Below are 20,924 nucleotides of genomic sequence, written 5' to 3' on the forward strand. Positions count from 1 at the left end.
CACCCGGCCGGGTGCCCGCCTCCGTCGTGTCCGCGGCGCTCGCGTGCTCAGTGCCGTGTCCGCGGCGCTCGCGCGCTCAGCGCCCGGTCACAGGCCGAGCGACTTGGCGATGATCGTCCGCATGACCTCGCTGGTGCCGCCGTAGATCCGGAACACCCGGTTGTCGGTGTAGAGGCGGGCGATCGGGTACTCCAGGATGTAGCCGTAACCGCCGTGCAGCTGCAGGCACTTGTCGATCACCTCGGAGGCCGACTCGGTGCAGAACAGCTTGGCCGCGGCGGCGTCCGCCACCGTCAGCTCGCCGTGCTGGTAGAGCTCCAGCGCCTGGTCGACCATCGCCTGCTGGGCGAGCACCTGGGCCTGGCAGTCGGCCAGCGAGAACTTGGTGTTCTGGAACTCGGCGACGGCCTTGCCGAACACCTTGCGCTCCTTGACGTACTGCACCGCGAACCGCACCGCCGCGGCCGCCGAGGCGTACGCGCCGACCGCGATCGCCAGGCGCTCCTGCACCAGGTTGTGGGTGAGGTACGAGAAGGCCCGGCCCTCCTCGCCGAGCAGGTTCTCCACCGGCACCTTGACGTCGCTGAAGGACAGCTCCGCGGTGTCCGAGGTGCGCAGGCCGATCTTCTGCAGCTTGCGGCCGACCGCGTAGCCCTCGGACTTCGTGTCCACGCACAGGATGGACAGGCCGGCCCGGCGGTCCGCCGGGTCGTAAGGGGCGGTGCGGCAGACCACCAGCACCAGGTCGGCCAGCACGCCGCCGGTGATGAAGGTCTTCGCGCCGTTGAGGACGTAGTGGGTGCCGTCCGCGGAGAGCTTCGCCGTGGTGGCGATGCCCGCCAGGTCGGAGCCCGCGCCCGGCTCGGTCATGGCGATCGCGGTCATGATGTCGCCGGAGACGAAGCCCGGCAGCCAGCGCCGCTTCTGCTCCTCGGTGGCGTACTCCATCAGGTACGGCAGCACCAGGCCGGTGTGCACGCCCGAGGAGCCGAAGGTCACGCCCGCGCGGGCGGTCTCCTCGTAGATCACCGCCTGGTACTTGAAGCCGGTCTCGCCCGCGCCGCCGTACTCCTCCGGGACCTCGATGCCGTAGACGCCGAGCTCGCCGAGCTTGCGGTAGAAGTCGCGCGGCGGGTGGCCGGCCTCCTCCCAGCTCTCGTAGGCGGGCACGACCTCGTTGGCGATGAAGTCCCGGATGGTCTCCCGGAACGCCTCGTGGTCCTCGGTGTACACGCTGCGGCGCACGGTGCGCTCCCTTCGGCGACGGCTGGTGGCGCAGACAAGTTAATCGCCGGTAGCTTCCGGTGTCCATGGCTGCCGCGACCCGCCGTGACCTGGTGCGGGGGACGGCGCGGCGCGGGTGGTGCCGCGCCGCGCCGTCCCCCGCGCCCGGGTGGGGCCCGGGGAGTGGGGCCTAGTACAGGACGAACGGGTAGTAGACGGTGTGCGCCAGGTTCGCGTTGGACTGGAGGGCGCCGACGCCGCCGGCGTTGTCGGTGACGCCGAGGGTGTTGTTCTGGTTGCCCGCGCCGGAGCCGGTGGCGGTCTGCTGGCTCGCGTTGGCGTTGCCGTGGACGGGGCCGACGATGTTGCCGGAGCCGATGTTGCTGACCACGCTGCTGTCGGAGGAGTGGTCGGCGCCGGCGCCGTTGTCGGCGGCGGCGGTGCCGGCGCCCGCGAGGAGGAAGGCCCCGAGGGCGGTGACGACGGCGACTGCGCGAATACGGGACACGGTGGTCTCCCTGCTAACTGGTGCGAATGTGGCGCTGCGGGGTGGCCGCCCCGTTCGCGCCGGTTCCTGACGTCGCGTCACCAGGATTGCCCACTGGGCCGTTCGGGTTCCAGCGCGGGCACGCGGGTTCGCTCGAAGGTGTCACTCTTATGGAATAGCCCCGGAACCGGCAGTGACCGGCGCGGGTCGGCAGAACACCTCGCTGGCAAGGGATTTCACCGTTCGGCGCGGCCGGGAGGAGATCCCCGCACGTCAACGGATGGTTGACCGAGGATCGACAGAAACCGGAAATCCGAAAACAGTGGTCGCCCGATTGTCGTACTGGCACACTGGGGCCTTATGTCTGATGGACTTCCCCCCGCTTCCGGTGCCGGCGGAAGCGGCGCCGAATTCCCCGCGTCCGAGAACTCGGCGAATCTCCGCACCACCGAGGTCGATCTCGGCGGCCTGGTCGGCGTGCTCGCCACCCACCTGTACTCCACCCCGCTGGTGGCGCTGCGCGAACTGGTGCAGAACGCCCACGACTCGCACACCCGGCGGAAGCTGGAGGACCCGGAGGGCGCCTACCGCCCGCTGATCCGGGTCCGCGGGGACGCCGCGGCGCGGACGGTGGCGATCGAGGACAACGGGGCCGGGCTGACCGAGCCGGAGATCCACGCGTACCTGGCGACCGTCGGCACCGGCTACACCCGGATGCTGCGCGAACTGACCGGCAACCAGGACCTGATCGGCGCCTTCGGGCTGGGCTTCCTCTCGGCGTTCTCGGTGGCCGAGGAGGTCACCGTCACCACCGCCTCGCACCGCGAACCGTCGGCCGCGCACACCTACCGCAGCCGGGGCGGCGAGCAGTACAGCGTCGAGCCGGCCCCGGCGCGGCCCGGGCCGGGGACGGTGGTGCGGCTGCGGCTGAAGGCCGAGCACGCGCACCTCGCCGACGAGCAGGCGCTGCGCGAGGTGCTGGCTCGGTACTGCGTGCTGCTGCCGATCCCGGTGCACGTCGGCGACGACGAGGAGCCGGTCAACGGCGTGGTGGTGCCCTGGCGGCAGGACGTGCCCGGCTCGCCGCACCTGCACCGGATGCGGTTCGCCACCGCGTTCGCCCGCAGCTTCGAACCGCTGACCGCCTTCCCGGTGACGCCCGTCGAGGACCGCACCGACGCGGTCGGACTGCTCTGGGTGCAGGACGGCGGGACGTACGGGTCCAGCGACAACCGGGACCTGGCGGTCTACCTGCGCGGCATGCTGCTCGCCGACGACGCCCGCGACCTGCTGCCCAGCTGGGCCGGCTTCATCGGCGGCGTGGTCGAGTCGACCCGGCTCACCCCCACCGCCAGCCGCGAGGACCTCCAGCGCGACGAGCACTACCGGGCCCTCCAGCAGGCGCTCGCCGACGCCATCGTGGACGGCCTGTACGAGACCGCCCGGCTGCACCCCGCGGCCTGGCGGCGGATCCTGGCCCGGCACGGACAGGACCTGCTCGGCGCCGCGCTCTGCGACGACCGGCTGTTCACCCTGCTCGCCGACGACGTCCCGGTGCCGACCTCGCAGGGCGAGCTGACCGCCGGCGCGCTGCGCGCCGCGGGCTCCGGCGCGGTGCACGTGGCGCTGGGCAGCGGCGGCGGCTTCGAGGAGATGCTGTACCGGGCGATGCAGGTGCCGATCGCCCGCGGCGACCGGTACGCGGTGCTGCCGTTCCTGCGCCGCTACGCCCGGCTGCGGGACTGCCGGATCGTCGAACTCGGCAGCGAGAGCGGCAACAAGGAGCTGTTCCGGGCCCCCGACCTGCCGCTGCCCGCCGAGCAGCACGCCTGGCTGGCCGCCGCGCTCACCGAGGACGGCGAGCAGTTGGTGCCCGCCCGGTTCGACCCGCCCGGGCTGCCGCTGGTGCTGGTGCCGGACCGCGAGGCCGAGCTGAAGGCCCGGATCGAGGACGACCGGGCGGACGCCCGGATCCCGTCCGCCGCCCTGCAGTTGGCCCGGGCGTTCACCGCGCGCACCGACGGCGCGGTCAAGGCCCGGCTGTACCTCAACCTGGCCTCGCCCGCCGTCCGCGACCTGCTGGCCGCGTACCGGGACGGGCACACCGGGGCGGCCACCGCCGCGGCGCTGCTGCGCTCGCTGAAGGTCATCATGGCGGCGGCCGCCGGCTCCGCGGGCGGCGACCTGGGGGCCGCGCTGGCCGGCGTCTCCACCGCCGTGGCCGCGCTGACCGCCGCCGTCCCCGCCCACGGCCTGTCGGCGGTGCCCGACACCATCGCCGGAGGAACCGCAGACCTTCCCCAGGGGGACGAGGAACGATGACCACCGACATCTGGTCCTGGGTGCACGACACCCACCGGCAGCTCGCCGAGTCCGGCCGGCACCGGCTGGCCGACGCGCTCGCCGAGATCGCCGGGCACGCCGTGGACGGCCGCAACGAGCAGCTGGACGCGATGTTCCCGGAGGCGCTGGCCTCCGCCCGGGCGCTCGAACTGCCCTGGGTGGAGGTGTTCCTGCGGCACTGGCGGCTGCAGAACCTGCTGAACAAGCGCCACCAGGGCGAGGCCGCGATGGCCGAGGCGGTGTCGCTGCTGGAGTTCGCGCACCGCGAGGAGACCGCCGCCTGCCCCCAGTCGGTGTGCGCCGTCCAGGACTTCACCATCTGCCACGCCAACATCGACGGCCCCGGCTACGTCCCCGAGCGGCTCGCCGTGCTAGAGGAGGCGCTGCAGCGGGTCGAACCGGCCCGGGCCTGCTTCGACTGCCTCTCCCGCGAGTACGCCGACACCCTGGAGGACGACGGCCGCCCCGCCGACGCGCTCACCCACCTCGACCGGGCCGAGACCCGGATCGCCGCGGCCGGCGAGCGGGTCTCGCTCTCCTTCGCGCACAGCCGCGCCTCCGCGCTGCACCGGCTCGGCCGCCACCAGGACGCGCTGGACGTCTACGACACCGCCGAGCGCGCCCACGTCGCCGCCGGGAACCGGCCGGACGACGACGACCGGCGCAAGCTCGCGGTCGGCCGGGCCCTGCAGTTCGCCGCGCTCGGCCGCACCGGCCCCGCGCTGGAGCAGCTGCCGGACGCCGAGGAAGCCGACCGCTACCCCGACATCCGGCACCGCTGGTCCGCCGCCGTCGAACTGCTGGTCGCCGCCGGGGAGTTCGACAACGACGCCGCGCTCGGCGCCCGGCTCGCCTCCTGGGCCGGCGAGCTGGACACCGCGGGCTCGCACCGCCCGTGCCTCGACCTGGTGCTGCGGGCCGGCCGGCTGGCCCTCGCCCGCGGGGCCCGCGAAGTCGCCCTCACCCTGGCCCGCACCGGCGAGCGCAAGCTCGGACAGCTCCGCCGCACCGACGGCGTCGCCGAGCAGGTGGCCGCCCTGCGGGCCGCCGCCGAAGCCCTGCCCCGGCCCGAACTCCCGGTCCCGGCCGATGAGTTGCCGCAGTGGCTGGCCGAGCACCGCCCCGACCCGGAGACCGGCGCCGACCTGCTGGCCGCCGCCCTGGCCCTCGGCGAGCGCCCCGACACCGTCCTGGTGGTCAACCTGGCCGGCGCCCTCGGCTCGCTCGGCCACACCCGGGCCGTCACCGAACTCGCCTGGACCCAGCTGGAGTCGGACCCCGGCCATGCGTACCTCACCGGCATGCTCGGCCAGTTGCTGATCGACGCCGAGGACGGCGAGGGCGTCGACCGGCTGGCCACCCGGCTGGCCGCCGCCGGGGAGCCGTCCGACGCGCACTGGCTGCGGGCCCGCTGGGCCGCCGCCCAGGGCCGCTGGGAGGAGGTCGGCGAGCAGTGCGCCGCCGTCCTCGCCCACTCGCCCGAGGCGCTCAACACCCGCCGGCTGGCCGCGGCCGCCGCCACCCGGCGCGGCGAGCACGCCGAGGCCCAGCGGCTCTACGAGGAGCTGCTCGCGCACGCCCTCGACCCGGCCGAGGCCGGCCCGGACGACGCGCACCGCACCGTCCAGGAACCCGACCTGTGGCACCTGGTCACCGCCGCCACCGCCAACCGCGACTGGGCGGCCGTCCGCGCCGCCGGGGCCCGGATCGGCATCGAGTTCGACACCGACAGCGGCCCCGTCGAGGAGGAGTGGCAGCTGATCGAGCTGCGCGTCCCGCGCGCCAACGGCACCACCACCGACCTGCCCGCGCTGCGCACCGGCCCGGCCACCGCCCGGGTGCTGCCGGTGCTCGGCGAGGACCTCGACCTCAACCACGGCGACATCGTGGTGTTCTCCCCGGCCGTCCTGGGCGACCGCCCGGAGCCCGGCTCGGCGGAGGCGGAGGACTGGCGGCCGGTCTTCGAGTTCCTCACCCTGCTCGACCCGGCGGGCTTCACCACCTACTGGATCGACGGCGGCCGCCCCGACGAGGAGGACTGGTACGCCCTGCGCGACGCCCTCCGGGCCGCCGGGCACGCCGTCTGGGTCTACAGCGGCGACCAGTACCGGATCACCGACCCGGGCGGCGGCGAGGACGGCCTGCCCGGCATCTACGCCGCCATCGGCGTCCCGCCCACCAGCACCGCCGCCCGGGCCGACGCCCTGCTCACCGAACTCACCGCCCACCTCGCCCACCCGCTGGCCTGGCCCGCCCTCGCCGAGGCGGCGGGCGCCGACACCGCCCGCCACCGGAGGATCGTCGACGCCTACGACCTCTGAACCCGGCCGCCCCGGCCCCGCCCCGTCCCGCCCGGGTCAGGGCCGGGGCGGGGTCGGGTCCAGGTAGACCCGGGTGACGGCGGGGACGGCCCGGCGGACGGCGCGGTCGGCCCGGTCGCAGGCGGCCTCGATGTCGGCGGCGGTGGCCAGGTCGGCGAAGTCGACCTTGGCGGCCACCAGGACGTCGTCGGGGCCGTGCACGCTGGTGACCAGGTCCAGGACCCGGACGACCTGCGGCTGGGCGGTCAGCGCCTCGCTGATCGCGCGCTCGTACCGCTCGGGCAGCGAACGGCCGATCAGCAGCGAGGCGTTGTCGCGGGCCAGCACGTAGGCCACCCAGGCGAGCAGGGCGCCGATCAGGACGGAGGCCAGGCCGTCCCAGAGCGCGTCGCCGGTGAGCTCGGAGCCGAGCAGGCCGCCGAAGGCCAGCAGCAGGCCGACCAGGGCGGCGGCGTCCTCCAGGAAGACGGCCTTCACCGCGGTGTCGGAGGTGTGCCGCAGGTAGCGGTAGCCGCCGACGCGCAGCCGGCGGGTCTCGCCGCGCAGTTGGCGCACCGTCCGGGCCAGCGAGACGGACTCCAGGGCGAAGGCCACGGCGAGGATCAGGTAGGACACGGCCGGGCTGCCCAGCTCCTCGCCGTACCGCAGGGTGTGGATGCCGTCGTGGACGGAGAAGACCGCGCCGCCGACGAAGGTGGCGAAGGAGGCCAGCAGCGCCCACAGGTAGCGTTCGCGGCCGTAGCCGAGCGGGTGCTTGTCGTCGGCGGGGCGGGCGCTGCGCTTGAGCGAGAGGAACAGCAGCACCTCGGTGACGGTGTCGGCGAAGGAGTGCGCCGCCTCGGAGAGCATCGCGCTGGAGCCGCTGAGCGCGCCCGCCACGGCCTTGGCCAGCGCGATGCCGAGGTTGCACAGGCCCGCGACGACCACCGTGGTGACGCTCTCGCCGCCGCTGTCCCCGGGGGCGCCGTCCGTCGTCCGCTGCTCGCTCATAACCGGTCATTGTGTCCGGTTCGCGGGCCTTCATTCCGGAGCGGGCGCGGGTATGTCCGCCCGGCGCCGGACGGACCGGCCGGGGTGGTGGTGGGCCCCGCGCCACGGGTTGTTCGCACCGCTGCCGCCGATCGGGCAAGGTGGAGGCCAGGAGGCGGCCCCGACCGGGCGGGCGGCCGGGGTGGTGGAGGAAGTGCCGTGTCCGATAGCGAGCCGGAGGGCGTGCCGGCGCCGGGAGCGCCGCCCACCGAGGGGCTGCTCGGACCGGACGCGCCGCCGATCGAACGGGCCGTCAGCGTGCCGCACGCGCCGGAGCCGCTGCAGACCGAGGGCCTGCTCGGGCACCAGCCGGTGCCGGAGGCCGCGGAGGCCGTCCGGGCCCGGCGCAGCCCGCTGTTCCAGGACACCCTGACGCCCGAGGAGTGGAACGCGGCCGGCTACACCCCGGCGCACGGCATCGACCTGGCCGAGCTGCACAAGGGCGCCCCCGGCGAGGCCCCCTGGCCGGACCGGATGCGCACCCTGCTGCGGACGCCGATGGCCGAGCGCCCGGCGTTCGAGCGCACCGCCCGCGAACTGCACCCCGCCGCCGGGGCGCAGGCCCAGCGCAACGTGCCGCGGGTGCTCGACCTGTCGCTGCGGATCGGCGAGCTGCTGCTGGCCAGCGGCGAGGCCGCCGAGGACGTGGAGGCCGCGATGCTCGGCATCGCCCACGCGTACCGGCTCGACCACTGCGAACCGCAGGTCACCTTCACGCTGATCTCGATCTCCCACCAGCCCTCGCTGATCGACCCGCCGGTCACCGCGGACCGGGTGGTGCGCCGCCGCACCTCCGACTACACCCGGCTGGCCGCCGTGTACGAGCTGGTCGCCGACATCACCGCCGAGCAGGTCACCGTCAACGACGCGTACCGGCGCCTCGCCGAGATCCGGCGCAACCGGCACCCGTACCCGGCGTGGCTGATGTCGGTGGCCACCGGGCTGCTGGCCGGTGCGGCGTCCTTCCTGGTCGGCGGGCGGGTCGACTCGACGGCCTGGCTGGTGTTCGTCTCCGCGTTCGCCACCGCCGTGGTCGGCGACCGGCTGGCCTCGGCGATCGCCCGCCGCGGACTGCCCGAGTTCTACCAGTTCGTGATCGCGGCGATGCCGGCCGCGCTCTGCGGCATCCTGCTCTCCTTCAACGAACTGCACCTGCGCGGCTCGGTGGTGATCACCGGTGGGCTGTTCGCGCTGCTGCCCGGCCGGGCCATGGTCGCCGCCGTCCAGGACGGCCTGACCGGCTTCTACATCACCGCGGCGGCCCGGCTGCTGGAGGTGATGTACCTGATCGCGGGCATCGTCATCGGCGTGATGCTGGTGCTGTACATCGGCGTCAACTACAACGCCCGGCTGAAACCCGACGAGAGCCTGGGCGGCATCGCCAGCCCGCCGGTCCAGCTGGTCGCCGCGATGGTGCTGGCGCTGGCCTTCGCCATGCTGCTGCAGACCGACCGGCGCTCGCTGCCGATGGTGGTGCTGAACGCCGCCGTCGGCTGGTCCACGTACGGCGTGCTCACCCACAACGCGGGCGTCTCGGCGATCGTCGCCACCGGCCTGGCGGCCGGCCTGGTCGGCCTGTTCGGGCAGCTGCTGGCCCGCTACCGGGCGGCCTCCGCGCTGCCGTACGTGACCGCCGCGATCGGGCCGCTGATGCCCGGCTCGGCGCTGTACCTCGGCATGCTGGCGTTCGCCCAGGGCCACGCCGGGTCCGGGCTGGTCTCCGCCTCCCGGGCGGTCGCGCTGGCGCTGGCGCTGGCCATCGGCGTCAACCTCGGCGGCGAGGTGGCCCGGCTGTTCCTGAAGAACCCCGGCGCCAGCGACCGGGACACCCCGCACCCGCTGATCCCGCGCCGGGCGGCGAAGCGCACCCGCGGCTTCTGAGCAAGCCCCCTGTCGGATAGAGGCACCACCCGATGATCAGTGCACTGCTGGACGGTTACCGCCACCACATCGTGGACGCCCACAAGCAGCCGCTGTTCCTGCTGCTGGTCGGGTTCATCACCTCGTTCGCGTTCATCCGGTTCAGCACCCGGATGATCCGCGCCCAGGTCCGCTGGTGGCCCGGCAACATCACCCCCGGCGGGCTGCACATCCACCACATGGTGTTCGGCCTGGGCTTCCTGCTGCTCGGCGGCATCGGCGCCTTCGCCACCGACGGCGGCCACCCCTGGACCGACTGGTTCGGCCTCTCCTTCGGCATCGGCTGCGGGCTGGTGCTGGACGAGTTCGCGCTGATCCTGCACCTGGACGACGTGTACTGGAGCGAGCAGGGCCGCAAGTCGGTGGACGCGGTGATCCTCGGCATCCTGCTCACCGCGCTGCTGCTCACCGGCTACGTGCCGCTCGGCGTCGTCCCCGGCCAGGACACCCGCTGGGGACTGGTCGCGGTGATCGGGGTCAACGCGCTGGTCTGCCTGGTCGCGCTGCTCAAGGGCAAGGTCTGGACGGGCCTGCTCGGCATCATGGTGCCCGGCCTGTCCTGGATCGGCGCGATCCGGCTGGCCCGCCCCGCCAGCCCCTGGGCGCGCTGGCGGTACGCCGGGCGCCCCCGCCGGATGGCCCGGGCGGCCCGGCGCGAACGGCGGCTGCACGCGCGGACGGACCGGGCCCGCACCTGGCTGTTCGACCTGATCGCCGGGGCGCCCGACAAGGTCCCGGCCGGGCACCCGAAGGCGCACGCGGTGGCCGAGCGGATGGCCGCCAAGGCGCTCGCGCACCGGCACCGGCCCGGCCGCGGCGGCCGGGCCGGCGGTCCGGGCGGTCCGGGCGCCGGAGCCCGGGCGGACGGCGCGGAGGCGGTCGGCGGTGACCCGGCCCGGCGGGCCCGGGCCCAGCGCCGGCGGCGCACCGTCCGGGCCGGGCGGGCGCGGACCACCGCGACCGGGCCGGGGCGGCCGTCGGGACGGCCCTCGGGGCGGGTGCGCTGACCGGGCGGGCCGGCGCGGGGGTGCGGCAGGGGCGTTGAAGGGGCGTTGAAGGGGCGTTGAAAACCGGGGTGGTGCGTCGGCGAACCGGTAGGGTTCGTGGACGTCCCTCCTCGGGTGGCACGGACCCCCGTTCACACAATCGGACATCTCACTCGCGCAGCCGTATGGCGATGGCGCCGAGCCACCGCCGGGTCTGAGAATCTTGCGGTGCGTGACCGGATTGTCACGTCATGGGATATCTGGCTGATCGTCAGAACCCCGTCGCCACCCGCCGAGAGGGGATCCCGTCATGCCGCGCAGGTTCCTCCCCGCCCTCCTGCTCGCCGGTGCCGCCCTGCTCGCCCTGCTGCCCGCCGCGAACGCGCCCGCCGCGCCCGCCGCCGCGCCCGTCGCCGCTCCGGCGGCCGGACCGGAGGGCCTGCCGCAGGCCGCGCTCGCCGGGCCCGCCGCGCCCGCCGTGCTGCCCGCCGACGACCCGGAGCCCGGCTTCCCCAGCGCGGACGACGTCGCCCGGGCCCGGGCCGAGGCTGACGCCAAGGCCGCCGACGCCACCGCCGTCGAGGCCCGGCTGGCCGCCGCCCGGGACGAGCTCGACAAGGCCGGGCAGGCCGCCGAGCAGGCCGTCGAGGCGTACAACGGCGCGCTCGTCCGGCTCGGCCGGGCCCAGGAGGCGTCCCGGGCCGCCGCCGAGCGCTCCACCGCCGCCGAGGCCGCCCACGCCGAGGCCGCCGACCGGGCCGCCGGGCTGGTCGCCGAGATCTACCGCCAGGGCGCCTCGCCCCAACTCTCGGCCGTCAACGCCCTGTTGGGCGCGCACGGCACGGCCTCGCTGACCGGCCAGGCCGCCGCCGTCGGCACCGCGGGCGCCCAGACCCGGCAGATCCTCGACGACGCCACCGGCACCGCGAAGGCCGCCGCCCGGGCCGCCGAGGAGGCCCGCACCGCCGAGGGCGCCGCCCGCACCGCCGCCGGGACCGTCCGCACCGCCAAGGAGCAGGCCCAGCAGCGGGTCGCCGACCAGCAGAACCGGGTCGCCGAGATCGGCCGCCGCCGGGAGGCCCTGCTCGCCGAACTCGCCACCGCCCGCAACACCACCGTCGAACTCGAACGGCAGCGCCAGGAAGCCCTCGACGGGCTCGCCGCCCGCGCGGCCGAGGAGGCCGCCCGCCGGGCCCAGGCCGAGGCCGAAGCGGCCGCCGCCGCCCAGGCCGCCCGGCACCACGCCGCCCCGCAGCGGGAGGGCGCCGCCTGGTCGGCGGGCGGCTCCGAGGCCGCCCTCACCTTCGCCCGCTCCGTCGTCGGCCTGCCCTACATCTGGGGCGGCGAGGGCCCGCAGGGCTACGACTGCTCCGGCCTGACCATGATGGCCTGGCGGCGCGGCGGCAAGCAGCTCACCCACTTCGCCGCCGACCAGTACGCCGAGTCCACCCCCGTCGGCTACGCCCAACTCCGGCCCGGGGACCTGGTGTTCTGGACCAAGACCGGCCGCGCCGCGGACATCTACCACGTCGCCATCTACCTCGGCGACGACCAGATGATCGAGGCCCCCCGCCCCGGTGCCGCGATCAAGCAGGCCAGCCTCTGGATCATGGGCCGCCCGGACTTCTACGCCCGCCCCTGACGTCCGTCCCTGGCGCCCGCTCCTGGCACCCGCTCCTGGCGCCCGCCCCTGTGACGTCCGCGGCGGGGGTTCCGGGCCGGGCGGAAAACCGGGTGCCGTGCCGGGAGGGCCGTCGTACCGTGGCTCGATGGGCAACGACGCGCAGCAGGGCCCCGACCGGGGCATCGAGATCCGGCCGATCACCCACGAGGAACTGGCCGACTGGGACCGGGCGCTGGCGCTCGGGTTCATGCGACCGCACGTCCCCCCGGCGATCGAGTGGCGCCGGCTGCTGTTCGAACCGGGGCGGATGCTGGGTGCGTTCGACCACGACTTCCCGGGCGCCGACCGGCCGCGCTGCGTGGCGACCTTCCGCAGCTTCGACACCGGGCTGACGGTGCCCGGCGGGGAGCGGCTGCCGGTCGACGCGATCACCGGCGTCACGGTGAACTCCACCCACCGCCGGCGCGGCCTGCTCAGCGGCATGATGCGGCGCGACCTGGCCGCCGCCCGCGAGCGCGGCTCGGCCGCCGCCATCCTGATCGCCGCCGAGCACAACATCTACGGCCGGTTCGGCTTCGGCTCGGCCGCCCCGCTGGCGGGCTGGCGGGTCGACGTGCGGCGCTCGGGCGGCGTCCGGGCCGGGCTGCCCGTGCACGAGGGCCACCGGATCGACTTCGCCACCCTGGAGGAGTTCAGCAAGCTCGGCCCCGACCTGCACGAGCGCTGGCGCCCCACCCAGCCCGGCGCGATCGGCCGCCCGGACGCCTGGTGGCGGCTGCGGGCCGGCGAGGTCGACCTGCCCGGCTTCGACTGGAAGCAGGGCTTCAACGTCTTCCACCGCACCGCCGACGGCACCCTCACCGGCATGGCCAACTACACCGTCGACGACAAGTGGGACGGCGCCTACCCCGACTGCCCGCTGACCGTCCGGGACTTCATCGCGCTGGACCGGGAGACCGCCAACGCACTCTGGGCGTTCCTGTTCTCCGTCGACTGGGTGCGCCACGTGGTCGCCCCGCACCTCGGCCCCGGCCACGTGCTGCCGCTGCTGCTCGACGACCCGCGCGGCGCCAAGCCGCACGAGGAGAGCGCCGACTTCACCTGGCTGCGGCTGCTCGACCTGCCCGCCGCGTTCGCCGCCCGCCGCTACGAGGCCCCCGGCCGCCTGGTGCTGGACGTCACCGACCGCGAGGGCTGGACGGCCGGGCGCTGGGTGCTGGAGGCCGCCGCCGACGGCACCGGCCGGATCACCCGCACCGACGACCCGGCCGACCTCGCGCTCGACGTCTCCCGGCTCGGAAGCCTGTACCTCGGCGGCGGCAGCGCGGCCGGCCTCGCCGACGCCGCCCTGCTCACCGAGCACACCCCGGGCGCGGCCGTCCGCGCCGACACCCTGCTGCGCACCGCCCGCGCCCCGTGGAACCCGGACGGCTTCTGACCTGCTGCTCCGTGCGGGGCCGGGTACGTCCTCGGCTCCGCACCGTCCGGTCCGGGCTCAGAGCCAGCCGCGCTGGGCGGCTTTGATGCCGGCTTCGAAGCGGCTGGTGGCGCCGAGGCGTTCCATGATCGAGGCCATGTGGCGGCCGATGGTGCGGGCTGAGATGTTCAGGCGTTGGGCGGCGGTGTCGTCGGTGAGGCCGGTTCCGAGGAGGCGGAGTAGTTCGCGTTCGGTGGGGGTGAGTCCGGTGGCGGGGTCGTCGGGGGTGTGGGCGCCGAGTGGGACGGCGGTGTTCCAGGCTTGTTCGTAGAGGCTGAGCAGGGCGTCGAGGATGCCGGGTTCGGTGACGTGCAGGGCGCCTTTGCGGGTGTCTTCCGGGTCGATCGGGACGAGGGCCTGGGTGCGGTCGACGATGACGATGCGCTGGGGGATGGTGGGGGCGGTGCGGACTTCGCCGCCCAGGCCGAGCAGCCAGTGGGCGTAGTGGGCGGCGTGCGGCTGGTGGCGGACGGCGTCCGGGTAGAGGCTGCGCAGCACGACCCCGCGGGCGAGCAGTCCGGCGTCGGTGGCGCGGCCGGCCACGAGGTCCCCGGGCCGCTGGACGCCGGACCGGCAGCCGAGCACCTCGGTGATGGCCTCCCGGCTCATCCGCTCCAGCCGGTCGACGATGGCGTCCGCCCCGAGCAGCCGCTCGCCGTGCGCCGACCGCTGTTCGGCCCGGTCCGCGACCAGCCGGGTGACGGCTGCCTTGGAGGCAGCCAACTGCGCCTGTCGCTCGGCCAGTTCGGCCTCCTGCTCGGCGATCAGGTCGGCCAGCCCGATCTCCGGGCCGACCGCGCGGACCCGCCCGGGCCGCTCGGCGGAGGCCCGGACGAGGGCGCGCCGGCCGAGCTCGTCGAGCGCGGCGTGCACCTCGGACGGGCTCAGTCCGCAGTGCGCGGCCAGCTCCGCCACGCCGTGGTCCGGGTGGTCGAGCATCGCCCGGTACACCGTGCTCGCGCCGACCGTCAGCCCGAGAGCCTCCAGCACTGCATCCCCCCAAGGACGTCGTAGGCGCAAACCCCCCGGTAAGCAGCCGCTCGCATCCAAACAGTTGCCCGGCGCGGGTGCAAGATCCTTTCCCGCCTGGTGGGTGCCGGTGCGGGACGGGGCGGCGCGGGGCGCCGGGAGGGGCGGCGGGAGGGGTCCGCGGCGGCCGGGGCACCGGGCCGGGCCCGGCGTCGTGACTGGAACCGGACTGGCCGATTGGCGACAGCCGGAACACCTTCCACCGGCCCCGGAGAACGGCGAAGCTGTTCATCGCCGCCGGAGAAACCGACCGGACGGCAACCGGACGGAGCGTCAACCGCGGGACGCCTGCGCCGGAACAGCACCCCACCCGACACCGCCACCGGAAGGACCACCGTCATGGACGTCGCCCGCCCCGCCGAGGCCGCCGCGGTCTCCGCCCTCGCCGGGCTCCTGCCCGTCCCCGACGCCGCCCCCGCCGACCCGCTCGACGGCGGCTCCCCGGCCCCGGCCGGCGGCAACAACAGCGCCACCCGGGGCGGCTGACCGCCCATGGACGTCGTCCACACCGGCCTGGAACGCCGCCGGACCGCCCAGGCCGCCGCCGCGACCGAGGAAGCCGAGGCCGTTGACGCCCTCTGGGCCCATGCCGTCCCCGGTGACGGGCTCGAGCACGTCACGGCCCGCTCCTGCGCCGACCGGATCGACTTCCTGCTGTTCTACCTGAGCCGCCCCCCGGGCCGGGACTCCGACGCGGCCGACCGCGCCCGCCGGCTGATCACCGCCGCCCACCGGGCCTCGCCCCTGCTCCACCAGCGCTACCTCCCGCTGGAGCCGTCGACCCCCGCAGGACACCCCGGCTACTGACCGCCGGATCACCGCGCCACCACGCCACCGCACGCCCGCCGCACCGCACGACCGCTGCACCTGCAGGGCAGCCGTCCCCCGGGCGCGCCTCCGAACCTCCGGCCCGTACGGGCCCGCCGCGCCGCCGCGGCACCACCTGACGAACCGACAACCCCTGGAGCCCCGCCATGCCTTCGCACGCCCCGCGCCCGGCCGCCCGTCGCCGTACCGCCACGGCCGCCGCCCTGATCGCCCTCGCCGTCCCGTTCGCCGCCGCCACCGGGGCCTCCGCGACCTCGGTCGCCGGCTGGGACAAGGTCGCCCAGTGCGAGAGCTCCGGCAACTGGAGCATCAACACCGGCAACAGCTACTACGGCGGCCTGCAGATCTCGCTCCCCACCTGGCGGGCGTACAGCGGCCTCCAGTACGCCGCCCGGCCGGACCTCGCCACCAAGCAGCAGCAGATCCTGATCGCCGAGAAGATCCTGGCCGGCCAGGGCCCCACCGCCTGGGCCACCCAGTGCAACGGCCCGCTCTACACCGACCACGCCGACCCCTACCCGTCCACCCCTCCGCAGACGTCGACCTGGAAGGCCCAGGTGGTGGTCAACGGCGGTGGCGGGATCTACCACGCGATCCGGGACTCGTCGGGCAACTGGTCGGGCTTCGCGAACATCGCCTCCCAGACCGGTGACATCGGGACGGTGGGCTCGATCGCGGACGCCGGCATCAACGGCGAGACCCACGTGGTCGCGGTCGGCGGCGACGGCAAGCTCTACCACGCCATCAGGTTCTCCGACGGCACCTGGGGCACCTTCGGTGACGTGAACGCGCAGGCGGGTGCGCTGCCGGGCGCGGTGACGAAGGTGTCGGCGGTGTCGGTGGGCGGTGACCTGCACGTGCTGGCGGTGGCGGGTGGGAAGTTGTTCCACACCGCTCGGCTGGCGAACGGGTCGTGGATGCCGTTCGCGGACGTGAGCACTGGGGCGGGTGTGCTGGGCGGGGCGGTGACCAGTGCGGCTGCGGCTTCGGTGGGTGGTCAGTTGCAGGTGGCCGCGGTGGTGGACGGCCGGGTGGTGCACACCATCCGCGACGTGTCGGGGAACTGGAGTGCGTGGGGTGATGTCTACGCGGTGGCGGGGAACGTGGGTGTGGCCAGTGACGTGGCGATGGCCGGTACGGGTACGGACCTGCAGATCGTGGTGACGGCGGCCAACGGCAGCAAGCAGTACCACGGTGCCCGGCTGGCGAACGGCAGTTGGATGGCGCTGACGGACCTGTCGGGTTCGATCGGTTCGTTCACGGCGACGGGTGTGAGCGCGGCGTCGGTGGACAGCGAGCTGCAGCTGACCTTCGTGACCAACGACAACCGGATCCTGCACACCATCCGCCACACCAGCGGCTCCTGGCAGACCGCGGGCGCCATCCCGCTGACCGGCGTCTACGGCAACCACTACGCCGCCAGCATCACCGGGTCCCTGTGATGGTGACGCGCAGGCAGCACCGGCACCTCCGCCGGGCCGGGCTCGGACTACTGGCGGCCGCGGTACTGGCCACCCTGCCGGGCTGCGGGAGCCAGGCGCCCGACACGGCCGCGGCCCCGACCGTCCCGACCGCCCCGGCGGTGTCCCTCCCGGTGGCCGCCGAGGCCGCCGCCCCCGCCACTGCCACTGCCACCGCGTCCGCTTCCGCGTCCGCTTCCACCTCCGCCTCTGCTTCCGCCGAGGTCGGGGCATCAGCCGCAGCCGGAGCACAGGGCACCCGGCCCGCCGCCCCGGCGCCCGGCGCCACCGTGCAGAGCCTGCCGACCGGCAGCCTGCGGGTGGCCGGGGCCGCGCAGGTGACCGCCGAGATCTCCGGCCTCGCCACTCCGGCGAAGCTGACGGCCGGCGGCCCGGCGGTGGAGTTCACGGCCACGCTGCGGAACACCGGCAGCACCGACTACCCGTCCGTGGCACCGCTGCTGAGGTTCGACCAGTACGACGGGGGCGCCGCCCCGCTCGGCTCGGTGCCCGGCACCCTGGAGCGATTCGACCAGGCCGACGGCACCTGGCGGCCCGCCCCGCTCCCGCAGGCGGCCGGCATGGACTACCTGCTCGCGGCGGACGGCCCGGTGGCCCTCCCCAAGGGAGCCGAGGTGAGCGTCCGGTACCGGATCGCCCTCGCCCCGGGCCTCCGCCCCGGCAGCACCGCGCTGCACCTCCTCGCGGTCTCGCTGCCCGACCACCTCCAGGCCGGCGACAGCCGACTGCCCGTCTCCATCGGCTGATCCGGGCCGCCCGAACTCCCGCTCCACGCACGGCCTCCGCTTCACGCACGGCCCCGGTCCGCACCGCGGACCGCCCCAGGACTTCACCGCCCGTCGGACCACTCCAGAGAAGGACCACAGCCATGACCAAGAACGTCACCCGCCGCCTGCTGACCGCCACCGTCTCCACCGGCGTCCTCGCCTCCGCCCTGGTGTTCGGCGCCCAGAGCGCCCAGGCCAGCGTCGGCTCCAGCATCATCAACATCGCCTCCGCCAACCTGAACAACGGCCCGTGCAGCACCAACAGCGCCGGCGGCTCCGGCTACTACAACAGCTGCAGCGAGGCGTGGTGCGCCGACTTCGCCAAGTGGGTCTGGGCCCAGGACGGCGTCAACGTCTCCGGCCTGACCGCCGGGGCGGGCAGCTTCGCCCAGTACGGCTCCGGCCTGCACTCCACGCCGCACGTCGGTGACGCGGCGGTCTTCAACTACAACGGCAACGGCTACGCCGACCACGTCGCGCTGGTCGCCTCGGTGAACACCGACGGCACCGTCTCCACCATCGGCGGCAACCAGAGCAACCGCGTCACCTGGGGCAAGATCACCGCCGGTGGCTACTACGGCTCGCAGAAGGTCAGCGGCTACGTCACGCCGATCGGCGGCCGCGACGACAACCCGGCCCCGGCGCAGACCACCACCTGGAAGGCCCAGGTCCTGGTCAACGGCGGTGGCGGGATCTACCACGCGATCCGGGACTCGTCGGGCAACTGGTCGGGCTTCGCGAACATCGCCTCCCAGGCCGGTGACATCGGGACGGTGGGTTCGATCGCGGACGCCGGCATCAACGGCGAGACCCACGTGGTCGCGGTCGGCGGCGACGGCAAGCTCTACCACGCGATCCGCCACGCGGACGGCTCCTGGGCCGGGTTCGGTGACGTGAACGCGCAGGCGGGTGCGCTGTCGGGCGCGGTGACGAAGGTGTCGGCGGTGTCGGTGGGCGGTGACCTGCACGTGCTGGCGGTGGCGGGTGGGAAGTTGTTCCACACCGCTCGGCTGGCGAACGGGTCGTGGATGCCGTTCGCGGACGTGAGCACTGGGGCGGGTGTGCTGGGCGGGGCGGTGACCAGTGCGGCTGCGGCTTCGGTGGGTGGTCAGTTGCAGGTGGCCGCGGTGGTGGACGGCCGGGTGGTGCACACCATCCGCGACGTGTCGGGGAACTGGAGTGCGTGGGGTGATGTCTACGCGGTGGCGGGGAACGTGGGTGTGGCCAGTGACGTGGCGATGGCCGGTACGGGTACGGACCTGCAGATCGTGGTGACGGCGGCCGACGGCAGCAAGCAGTACCACGGTGCCCGGCTGGCGAACGGCAGTTGGATGGCGCTGACGGACCTGTCGGGTTCGATCGGTTCGTTCACGGCGACGGGTGTGAGCGCGGCGTCGGTGGACAGCGAGCTGCAGCTGACCTTCGTGACCAACGACAACCGGATCCTGCACACCATCCGCCACACCAGCGGCTCCTGGCAGACCGCGGGCGCCATCCCGCTGACCGGCGTCTACGGCAACCACTACGCCGCTAGCATCACCGGCACCCTCTGACCTTCGGCTCCCGACCGACCGATCGGGACCGACCGGACGGCCCGGCCGCCTCGCCACCACGGCGCGGCGGCCGGGCCGGTCGGCGTTCGGCCCCGGTGTTCGGCCTCCGGTCGGTCGGCCTCCGCTTCGCGGCGAGGGCCGACACGTCAACCGGCCGCCTGCGGAATTCACCCCACCGGGCGTCGAACATGCTTGCTGTGGCGTGGAGTTGGCGCAGGCCGGGCGCAACTCTGGCGAATGTCGGGTGATCTGGGGGAATTCCGTCGCCCGGGGATTTCCTGAGGGGTGAACGCGAGTGCAATTCGGATGCGAATGTTCGAATCTGACGGTTCGACAGCTCTTCTGCGGCTGCCTAGCGTTCGGGATGTTCGGGCCAGCGAAATGCCCCGGCGGACGCCATCACATCCCCGGGGCGAGGCCGAAGTCCGTCTGAAAGCTTCGACATGTTCCATTTTACCGGCTGGGCGGGCGCCGCGGTCGCCGTTCCCGCGCTCCTCCTCGTCCTGGTCCTCGCCCGGCTGCTCTTCGCCGGCTCCGACCGCGCCTCGACCGGCCGCCACCGGGCCGGCGTCCGCACCCCGTCGGCCCCGGTACCGGCCTCGGTGCCGGCCCCGGCGCCCGGTCCGGTTCCGGCTCCGGTGCTGCGGGGCCCGAACACGCTGCCGCTGTGCTCCCGGTACCGGCGGCCGATGTCCGTCCGCACGCTGCACCGGACGATCATGCCGAGGTTCCCGGTCTTCCACGGCCCCGCCGTCCGGCTCGCCGTCCGTCGGGCCCCGCGCCCCGTCCCCCGCCCGGCCGCGCGTCCCGCCGCCTGCCCGGTCGACCGTCCGAACGCCGTCCCGCGCGTCGTGCCGCTCTGGGCCGCGCACGCCGGGAGAGCGGGGGAGGGCGGTGCGTGAGGGGGACGGTGGGTGAGGGGGCTACCTGACGATGCTCTTGCCGATGCTGGGGAGCACGAAGTCCTGGATCAGGCCCTTGGCGTCGCGGACCAGGGGCCGGAAGACCCGGTAGCGGGAGAGGTTGATGAGGCGGCCGACCAGGGGGGTGGAGCGGCGGACGAACTCGCGGGTGCGCTGGGTGTCGGGGGTGCGGTCGAAGACCCAGTAGAGGACGACGACCATCAGGTGCAGCCAGAGCACGTCGGGCAGCAGCTCGACGAGTTCGGCGTCGAGCTTGGGGGCGAGTTCGGAGCCCTGGAGCACGTCGCGGAAGAGTTCGACGGCGGTGGCCCGGGCCGGGTGGGACTCGTTGGAGAAGGGGCTGAGCGAGCTGGTCGGGTCGGCGGCGGTGCGGAAGAACTGGGCCGAGAACTCGTGGTAGGGAGCGGCGGTGTCGATCCAGGACTCGATGGCGATCTGCAGGCGCTCGGCGAAGTCGCGGGTGTCGGCCATCCGGATCCGGGCGTCGGCGGCGTGCTCGTAGGTCATCCGGTCGTAGAAGCCCTGGATCAGGAACTCCTTGGCCGCGAAGTAGTAGTACGCGCTGCCGACCGAGACGCCGGCCTCGGTGGCGATCGCGCGCATGGTGGTCTTCTCGTAGCCGCGTTCCCGGAACAGCCGCATCGCGGTCTCCAGGATCAGCGCGCGGGTGGCCTCGCTCTTGTCGGTCTTCGGCTGGGCCCGGCCGCCCGCCAGCTCGCCGGACGCGGGCAGGCCGGTCGCCTGCTCGTCCTTGTCGCTCGCGTTCTCCACGCCACCGGACCCTACCGGGCGCCGATGACTCCCCTGCTGGCCGTTTCCTGCCACCTCGCCCCGCCCGATCCGGTTTCGTCGTGGTCTCCTACGGCCCGAGCCTAGCCCGGACCGGGACAACTCCGGACCGGGAGGGCGAATCGGAAACGGGGGTGACGTGC

Annotated in this window: 17 protein-coding genes; 12 read left to right on the forward strand and 5 right to left on the reverse strand. The window is 74.4% G+C overall.

Annotated features, from left to right (window positions below; all coding sequences use genetic code 11):
* Window positions 1–87: 87 nt before the first annotated feature.
* Both EDD39_RS08875 and EDD39_RS08880 read right to left on the reverse strand, forming a co-directional pair.
* A complete protein-coding gene (locus EDD39_RS08875; protein WP_123554601.1) occupies window positions 88–1,245 on the reverse strand; it encodes an acyl-CoA dehydrogenase family protein in 1,158 nt (385 codons plus the stop codon).
* Window positions 1,246–1,414: 169 nt separating this feature from the next.
* Window positions 1,415–1,732 carry a hypothetical protein gene (locus tag EDD39_RS08880; RefSeq protein ID WP_123554603.1) on the reverse strand — a complete coding sequence of 106 codons (318 nt, stop codon included), beginning with the start codon at window positions 1,730–1,732 and terminating at the stop codon, window positions 1,415–1,417.
* Window positions 1,733–2,071: 339 nt separating this feature from the next.
* On the opposite strand from EDD39_RS08880, the gene EDD39_RS08885 reads away from it, so the two are divergent.
* Window positions 2,072–4,033, forward strand: coding sequence for an ATP-binding protein (locus EDD39_RS08885; RefSeq protein ID WP_123554605.1), 1,962 nt, complete (start codon window positions 2,072–2,074; stop codon window positions 4,031–4,033).
* A complete protein-coding gene (locus tag EDD39_RS08890) occupies window positions 4,030–6,375 on the forward strand; it encodes a tetratricopeptide repeat protein (RefSeq protein ID WP_123554607.1) in 2,346 nt (781 codons plus the stop codon). Before EDD39_RS08885 ends, EDD39_RS08890 begins: the two co-directional genes overlap by 4 nt.
* Window positions 6,376–6,411: 36 nt before the next feature.
* Here EDD39_RS08890 and EDD39_RS08895 read toward each other — a convergent pair whose 3' ends face one another.
* Window positions 6,412–7,365: a cation diffusion facilitator family transporter gene (locus tag EDD39_RS08895; protein ID WP_123554609.1), complete on the reverse strand. Its 954-nt coding sequence runs from the start codon at window positions 7,363–7,365 to the stop codon at window positions 6,412–6,414.
* Window positions 7,366–7,563: 198 nt separating this feature from the next.
* Between EDD39_RS08895 and EDD39_RS08900 the strand changes: the two genes are divergently transcribed.
* The 4 genes from EDD39_RS08900 to EDD39_RS08915 all read left to right on the forward strand — a co-directional run bounded on the left by EDD39_RS08900 (window position 7,564) and on the right by EDD39_RS08915 (window position 13,372).
* The gene (locus EDD39_RS08900) at window positions 7,564–9,285 is read left to right on the forward strand and encodes a threonine/serine exporter family protein (protein WP_123554611.1); all 1,722 of its coding nucleotides are present in this window, start codon (window positions 7,564–7,566) and stop codon (window positions 9,283–9,285) included.
* A gap of 32 nt (window positions 9,286–9,317) precedes the next feature.
* Complete coding sequence (locus EDD39_RS08905) at window positions 9,318–10,331, forward strand: hypothetical protein (RefSeq protein ID WP_123554614.1); 1,014 nt, start codon at window positions 9,318–9,320, stop codon at window positions 10,329–10,331.
* Window positions 10,332–10,620: 289 nt separating this feature from the next.
* Window positions 10,621–11,952, forward strand: a complete 1,332-nt coding sequence (locus EDD39_RS08910; protein WP_123554616.1) for a C40 family peptidase — start codon at window positions 10,621–10,623, stop codon at window positions 11,950–11,952.
* A gap of 127 nt (window positions 11,953–12,079) precedes the next feature.
* Window positions 12,080–13,372 (forward strand): GNAT family N-acetyltransferase, encoded by a 1,293-nt coding sequence (locus EDD39_RS08915; RefSeq protein WP_123554618.1) that lies wholly within the window; start codon window positions 12,080–12,082, stop codon window positions 13,370–13,372.
* Between the two features lie 57 nt (window positions 13,373–13,429).
* On the opposite strand, the gene EDD39_RS08920 is transcribed toward EDD39_RS08915, so the two are convergent.
* A complete protein-coding gene (locus tag EDD39_RS08920; protein ID WP_123554620.1) occupies window positions 13,430–14,401 on the reverse strand; it encodes a LuxR C-terminal-related transcriptional regulator in 972 nt (323 codons plus the stop codon).
* A gap of 378 nt (window positions 14,402–14,779) precedes the next feature.
* Between EDD39_RS08920 and EDD39_RS39435 the strand changes: the two genes are divergently transcribed.
* The 6 genes from EDD39_RS39435 (at window position 14,780) to EDD39_RS08945 (ending at window position 19,971) form a co-directional block, all read left to right on the forward strand.
* Window positions 14,780–14,926, forward strand: coding sequence for a hypothetical protein (locus EDD39_RS39435; RefSeq protein ID WP_162869978.1), 147 nt, complete (start codon window positions 14,780–14,782; stop codon window positions 14,924–14,926).
* Between the two features lie 6 nt (window positions 14,927–14,932).
* Window positions 14,933–15,247 (forward strand): hypothetical protein, encoded by a 315-nt coding sequence (locus EDD39_RS08925; protein WP_123554622.1) that lies wholly within the window; start codon window positions 14,933–14,935, stop codon window positions 15,245–15,247.
* Window positions 15,248–15,414: 167 nt separating this feature from the next.
* Window positions 15,415–16,710 (forward strand): transglycosylase family protein, encoded by a 1,296-nt coding sequence (locus tag EDD39_RS41965; RefSeq protein WP_123554624.1) that lies wholly within the window; start codon window positions 15,415–15,417, stop codon window positions 16,708–16,710.
* Window positions 16,710–17,495, forward strand: coding sequence for a hypothetical protein (locus tag EDD39_RS39440; RefSeq protein ID WP_162869979.1), 786 nt, complete (start codon window positions 16,710–16,712; stop codon window positions 17,493–17,495). Before EDD39_RS41965 ends, EDD39_RS39440 begins: the two co-directional genes overlap by 1 nt.
* A 122-nt stretch (window positions 17,496–17,617) precedes the next feature.
* On the forward strand, window positions 17,618–19,069 hold the full coding sequence (locus tag EDD39_RS41970) for a CHAP domain-containing protein (protein ID WP_123554626.1): 1,452 nt from the start codon (window positions 17,618–17,620) through the stop codon (window positions 19,067–19,069).
* A gap of 443 nt (window positions 19,070–19,512) precedes the next feature.
* Complete coding sequence (locus tag EDD39_RS08945; protein ID WP_123554628.1) at window positions 19,513–19,971, forward strand: hypothetical protein; 459 nt, start codon at window positions 19,513–19,515, stop codon at window positions 19,969–19,971.
* 21 nt (window positions 19,972–19,992) lie between these two features.
* On the opposite strand, the gene EDD39_RS08950 is transcribed toward EDD39_RS08945, so the two are convergent.
* On the reverse strand, window positions 19,993–20,763 hold the full coding sequence (locus EDD39_RS08950; RefSeq protein ID WP_123554630.1) for a TetR/AcrR family transcriptional regulator: 771 nt from the start codon (window positions 20,761–20,763) through the stop codon (window positions 19,993–19,995).
* Window positions 20,764–20,924: the final 161 nt, after the last annotated feature.

This window comes from Kitasatospora cineracea (assembly GCF_003751605.1).
In the GTDB taxonomy this organism is placed as follows: Bacteria; Actinomycetota; Actinomycetes; order Streptomycetales; family Streptomycetaceae; genus Kitasatospora; species Kitasatospora cineracea.

Coding starts and splice junctions, on each gene's coding strand:
- EDD39_RS08885 (WP_123554605.1), top strand. CDS start 2,072: ATGTCTGATGGACTTCCCCCCGCTTCCGGTGCCGGCGGAAGCGGCGCC.
- EDD39_RS08890 (WP_123554607.1), top strand. CDS start 4,030: ATGACCACCGACATCTGGTCCTGGGTGCACGACACCCACCGGCAGCTC.
- EDD39_RS08895 (WP_123554609.1), bottom strand. CDS start 7,365: ATGAGCGAGCAGCGGACGACGGACGGCGCCCCCGGGGACAGCGGCGGC.
- EDD39_RS08905 (WP_123554614.1), top strand. CDS start 9,318: ATGATCAGTGCACTGCTGGACGGTTACCGCCACCACATCGTGGACGCC.
- EDD39_RS08910 (WP_123554616.1), top strand. CDS start 10,621: ATGCCGCGCAGGTTCCTCCCCGCCCTCCTGCTCGCCGGTGCCGCCCTG.
- EDD39_RS08915 (WP_123554618.1), top strand. CDS start 12,080: ATGGGCAACGACGCGCAGCAGGGCCCCGACCGGGGCATCGAGATCCGG.
- EDD39_RS39435 (WP_162869978.1), top strand. CDS start 14,780: ATGGACGTCGCCCGCCCCGCCGAGGCCGCCGCGGTCTCCGCCCTCGCC.
- EDD39_RS08925 (WP_123554622.1), top strand. CDS start 14,933: ATGGACGTCGTCCACACCGGCCTGGAACGCCGCCGGACCGCCCAGGCC.
- EDD39_RS41965 (WP_123554624.1), top strand. CDS start 15,415: ATGCCTTCGCACGCCCCGCGCCCGGCCGCCCGTCGCCGTACCGCCACG.
- EDD39_RS39440 (WP_162869979.1), top strand. CDS start 16,710: ATGGTGACGCGCAGGCAGCACCGGCACCTCCGCCGGGCCGGGCTCGGA.
- EDD39_RS41970 (WP_123554626.1), top strand. CDS start 17,618: ATGACCAAGAACGTCACCCGCCGCCTGCTGACCGCCACCGTCTCCACC.
- EDD39_RS08945 (WP_123554628.1), top strand. CDS start 19,513: ATGTTCCATTTTACCGGCTGGGCGGGCGCCGCGGTCGCCGTTCCCGCG.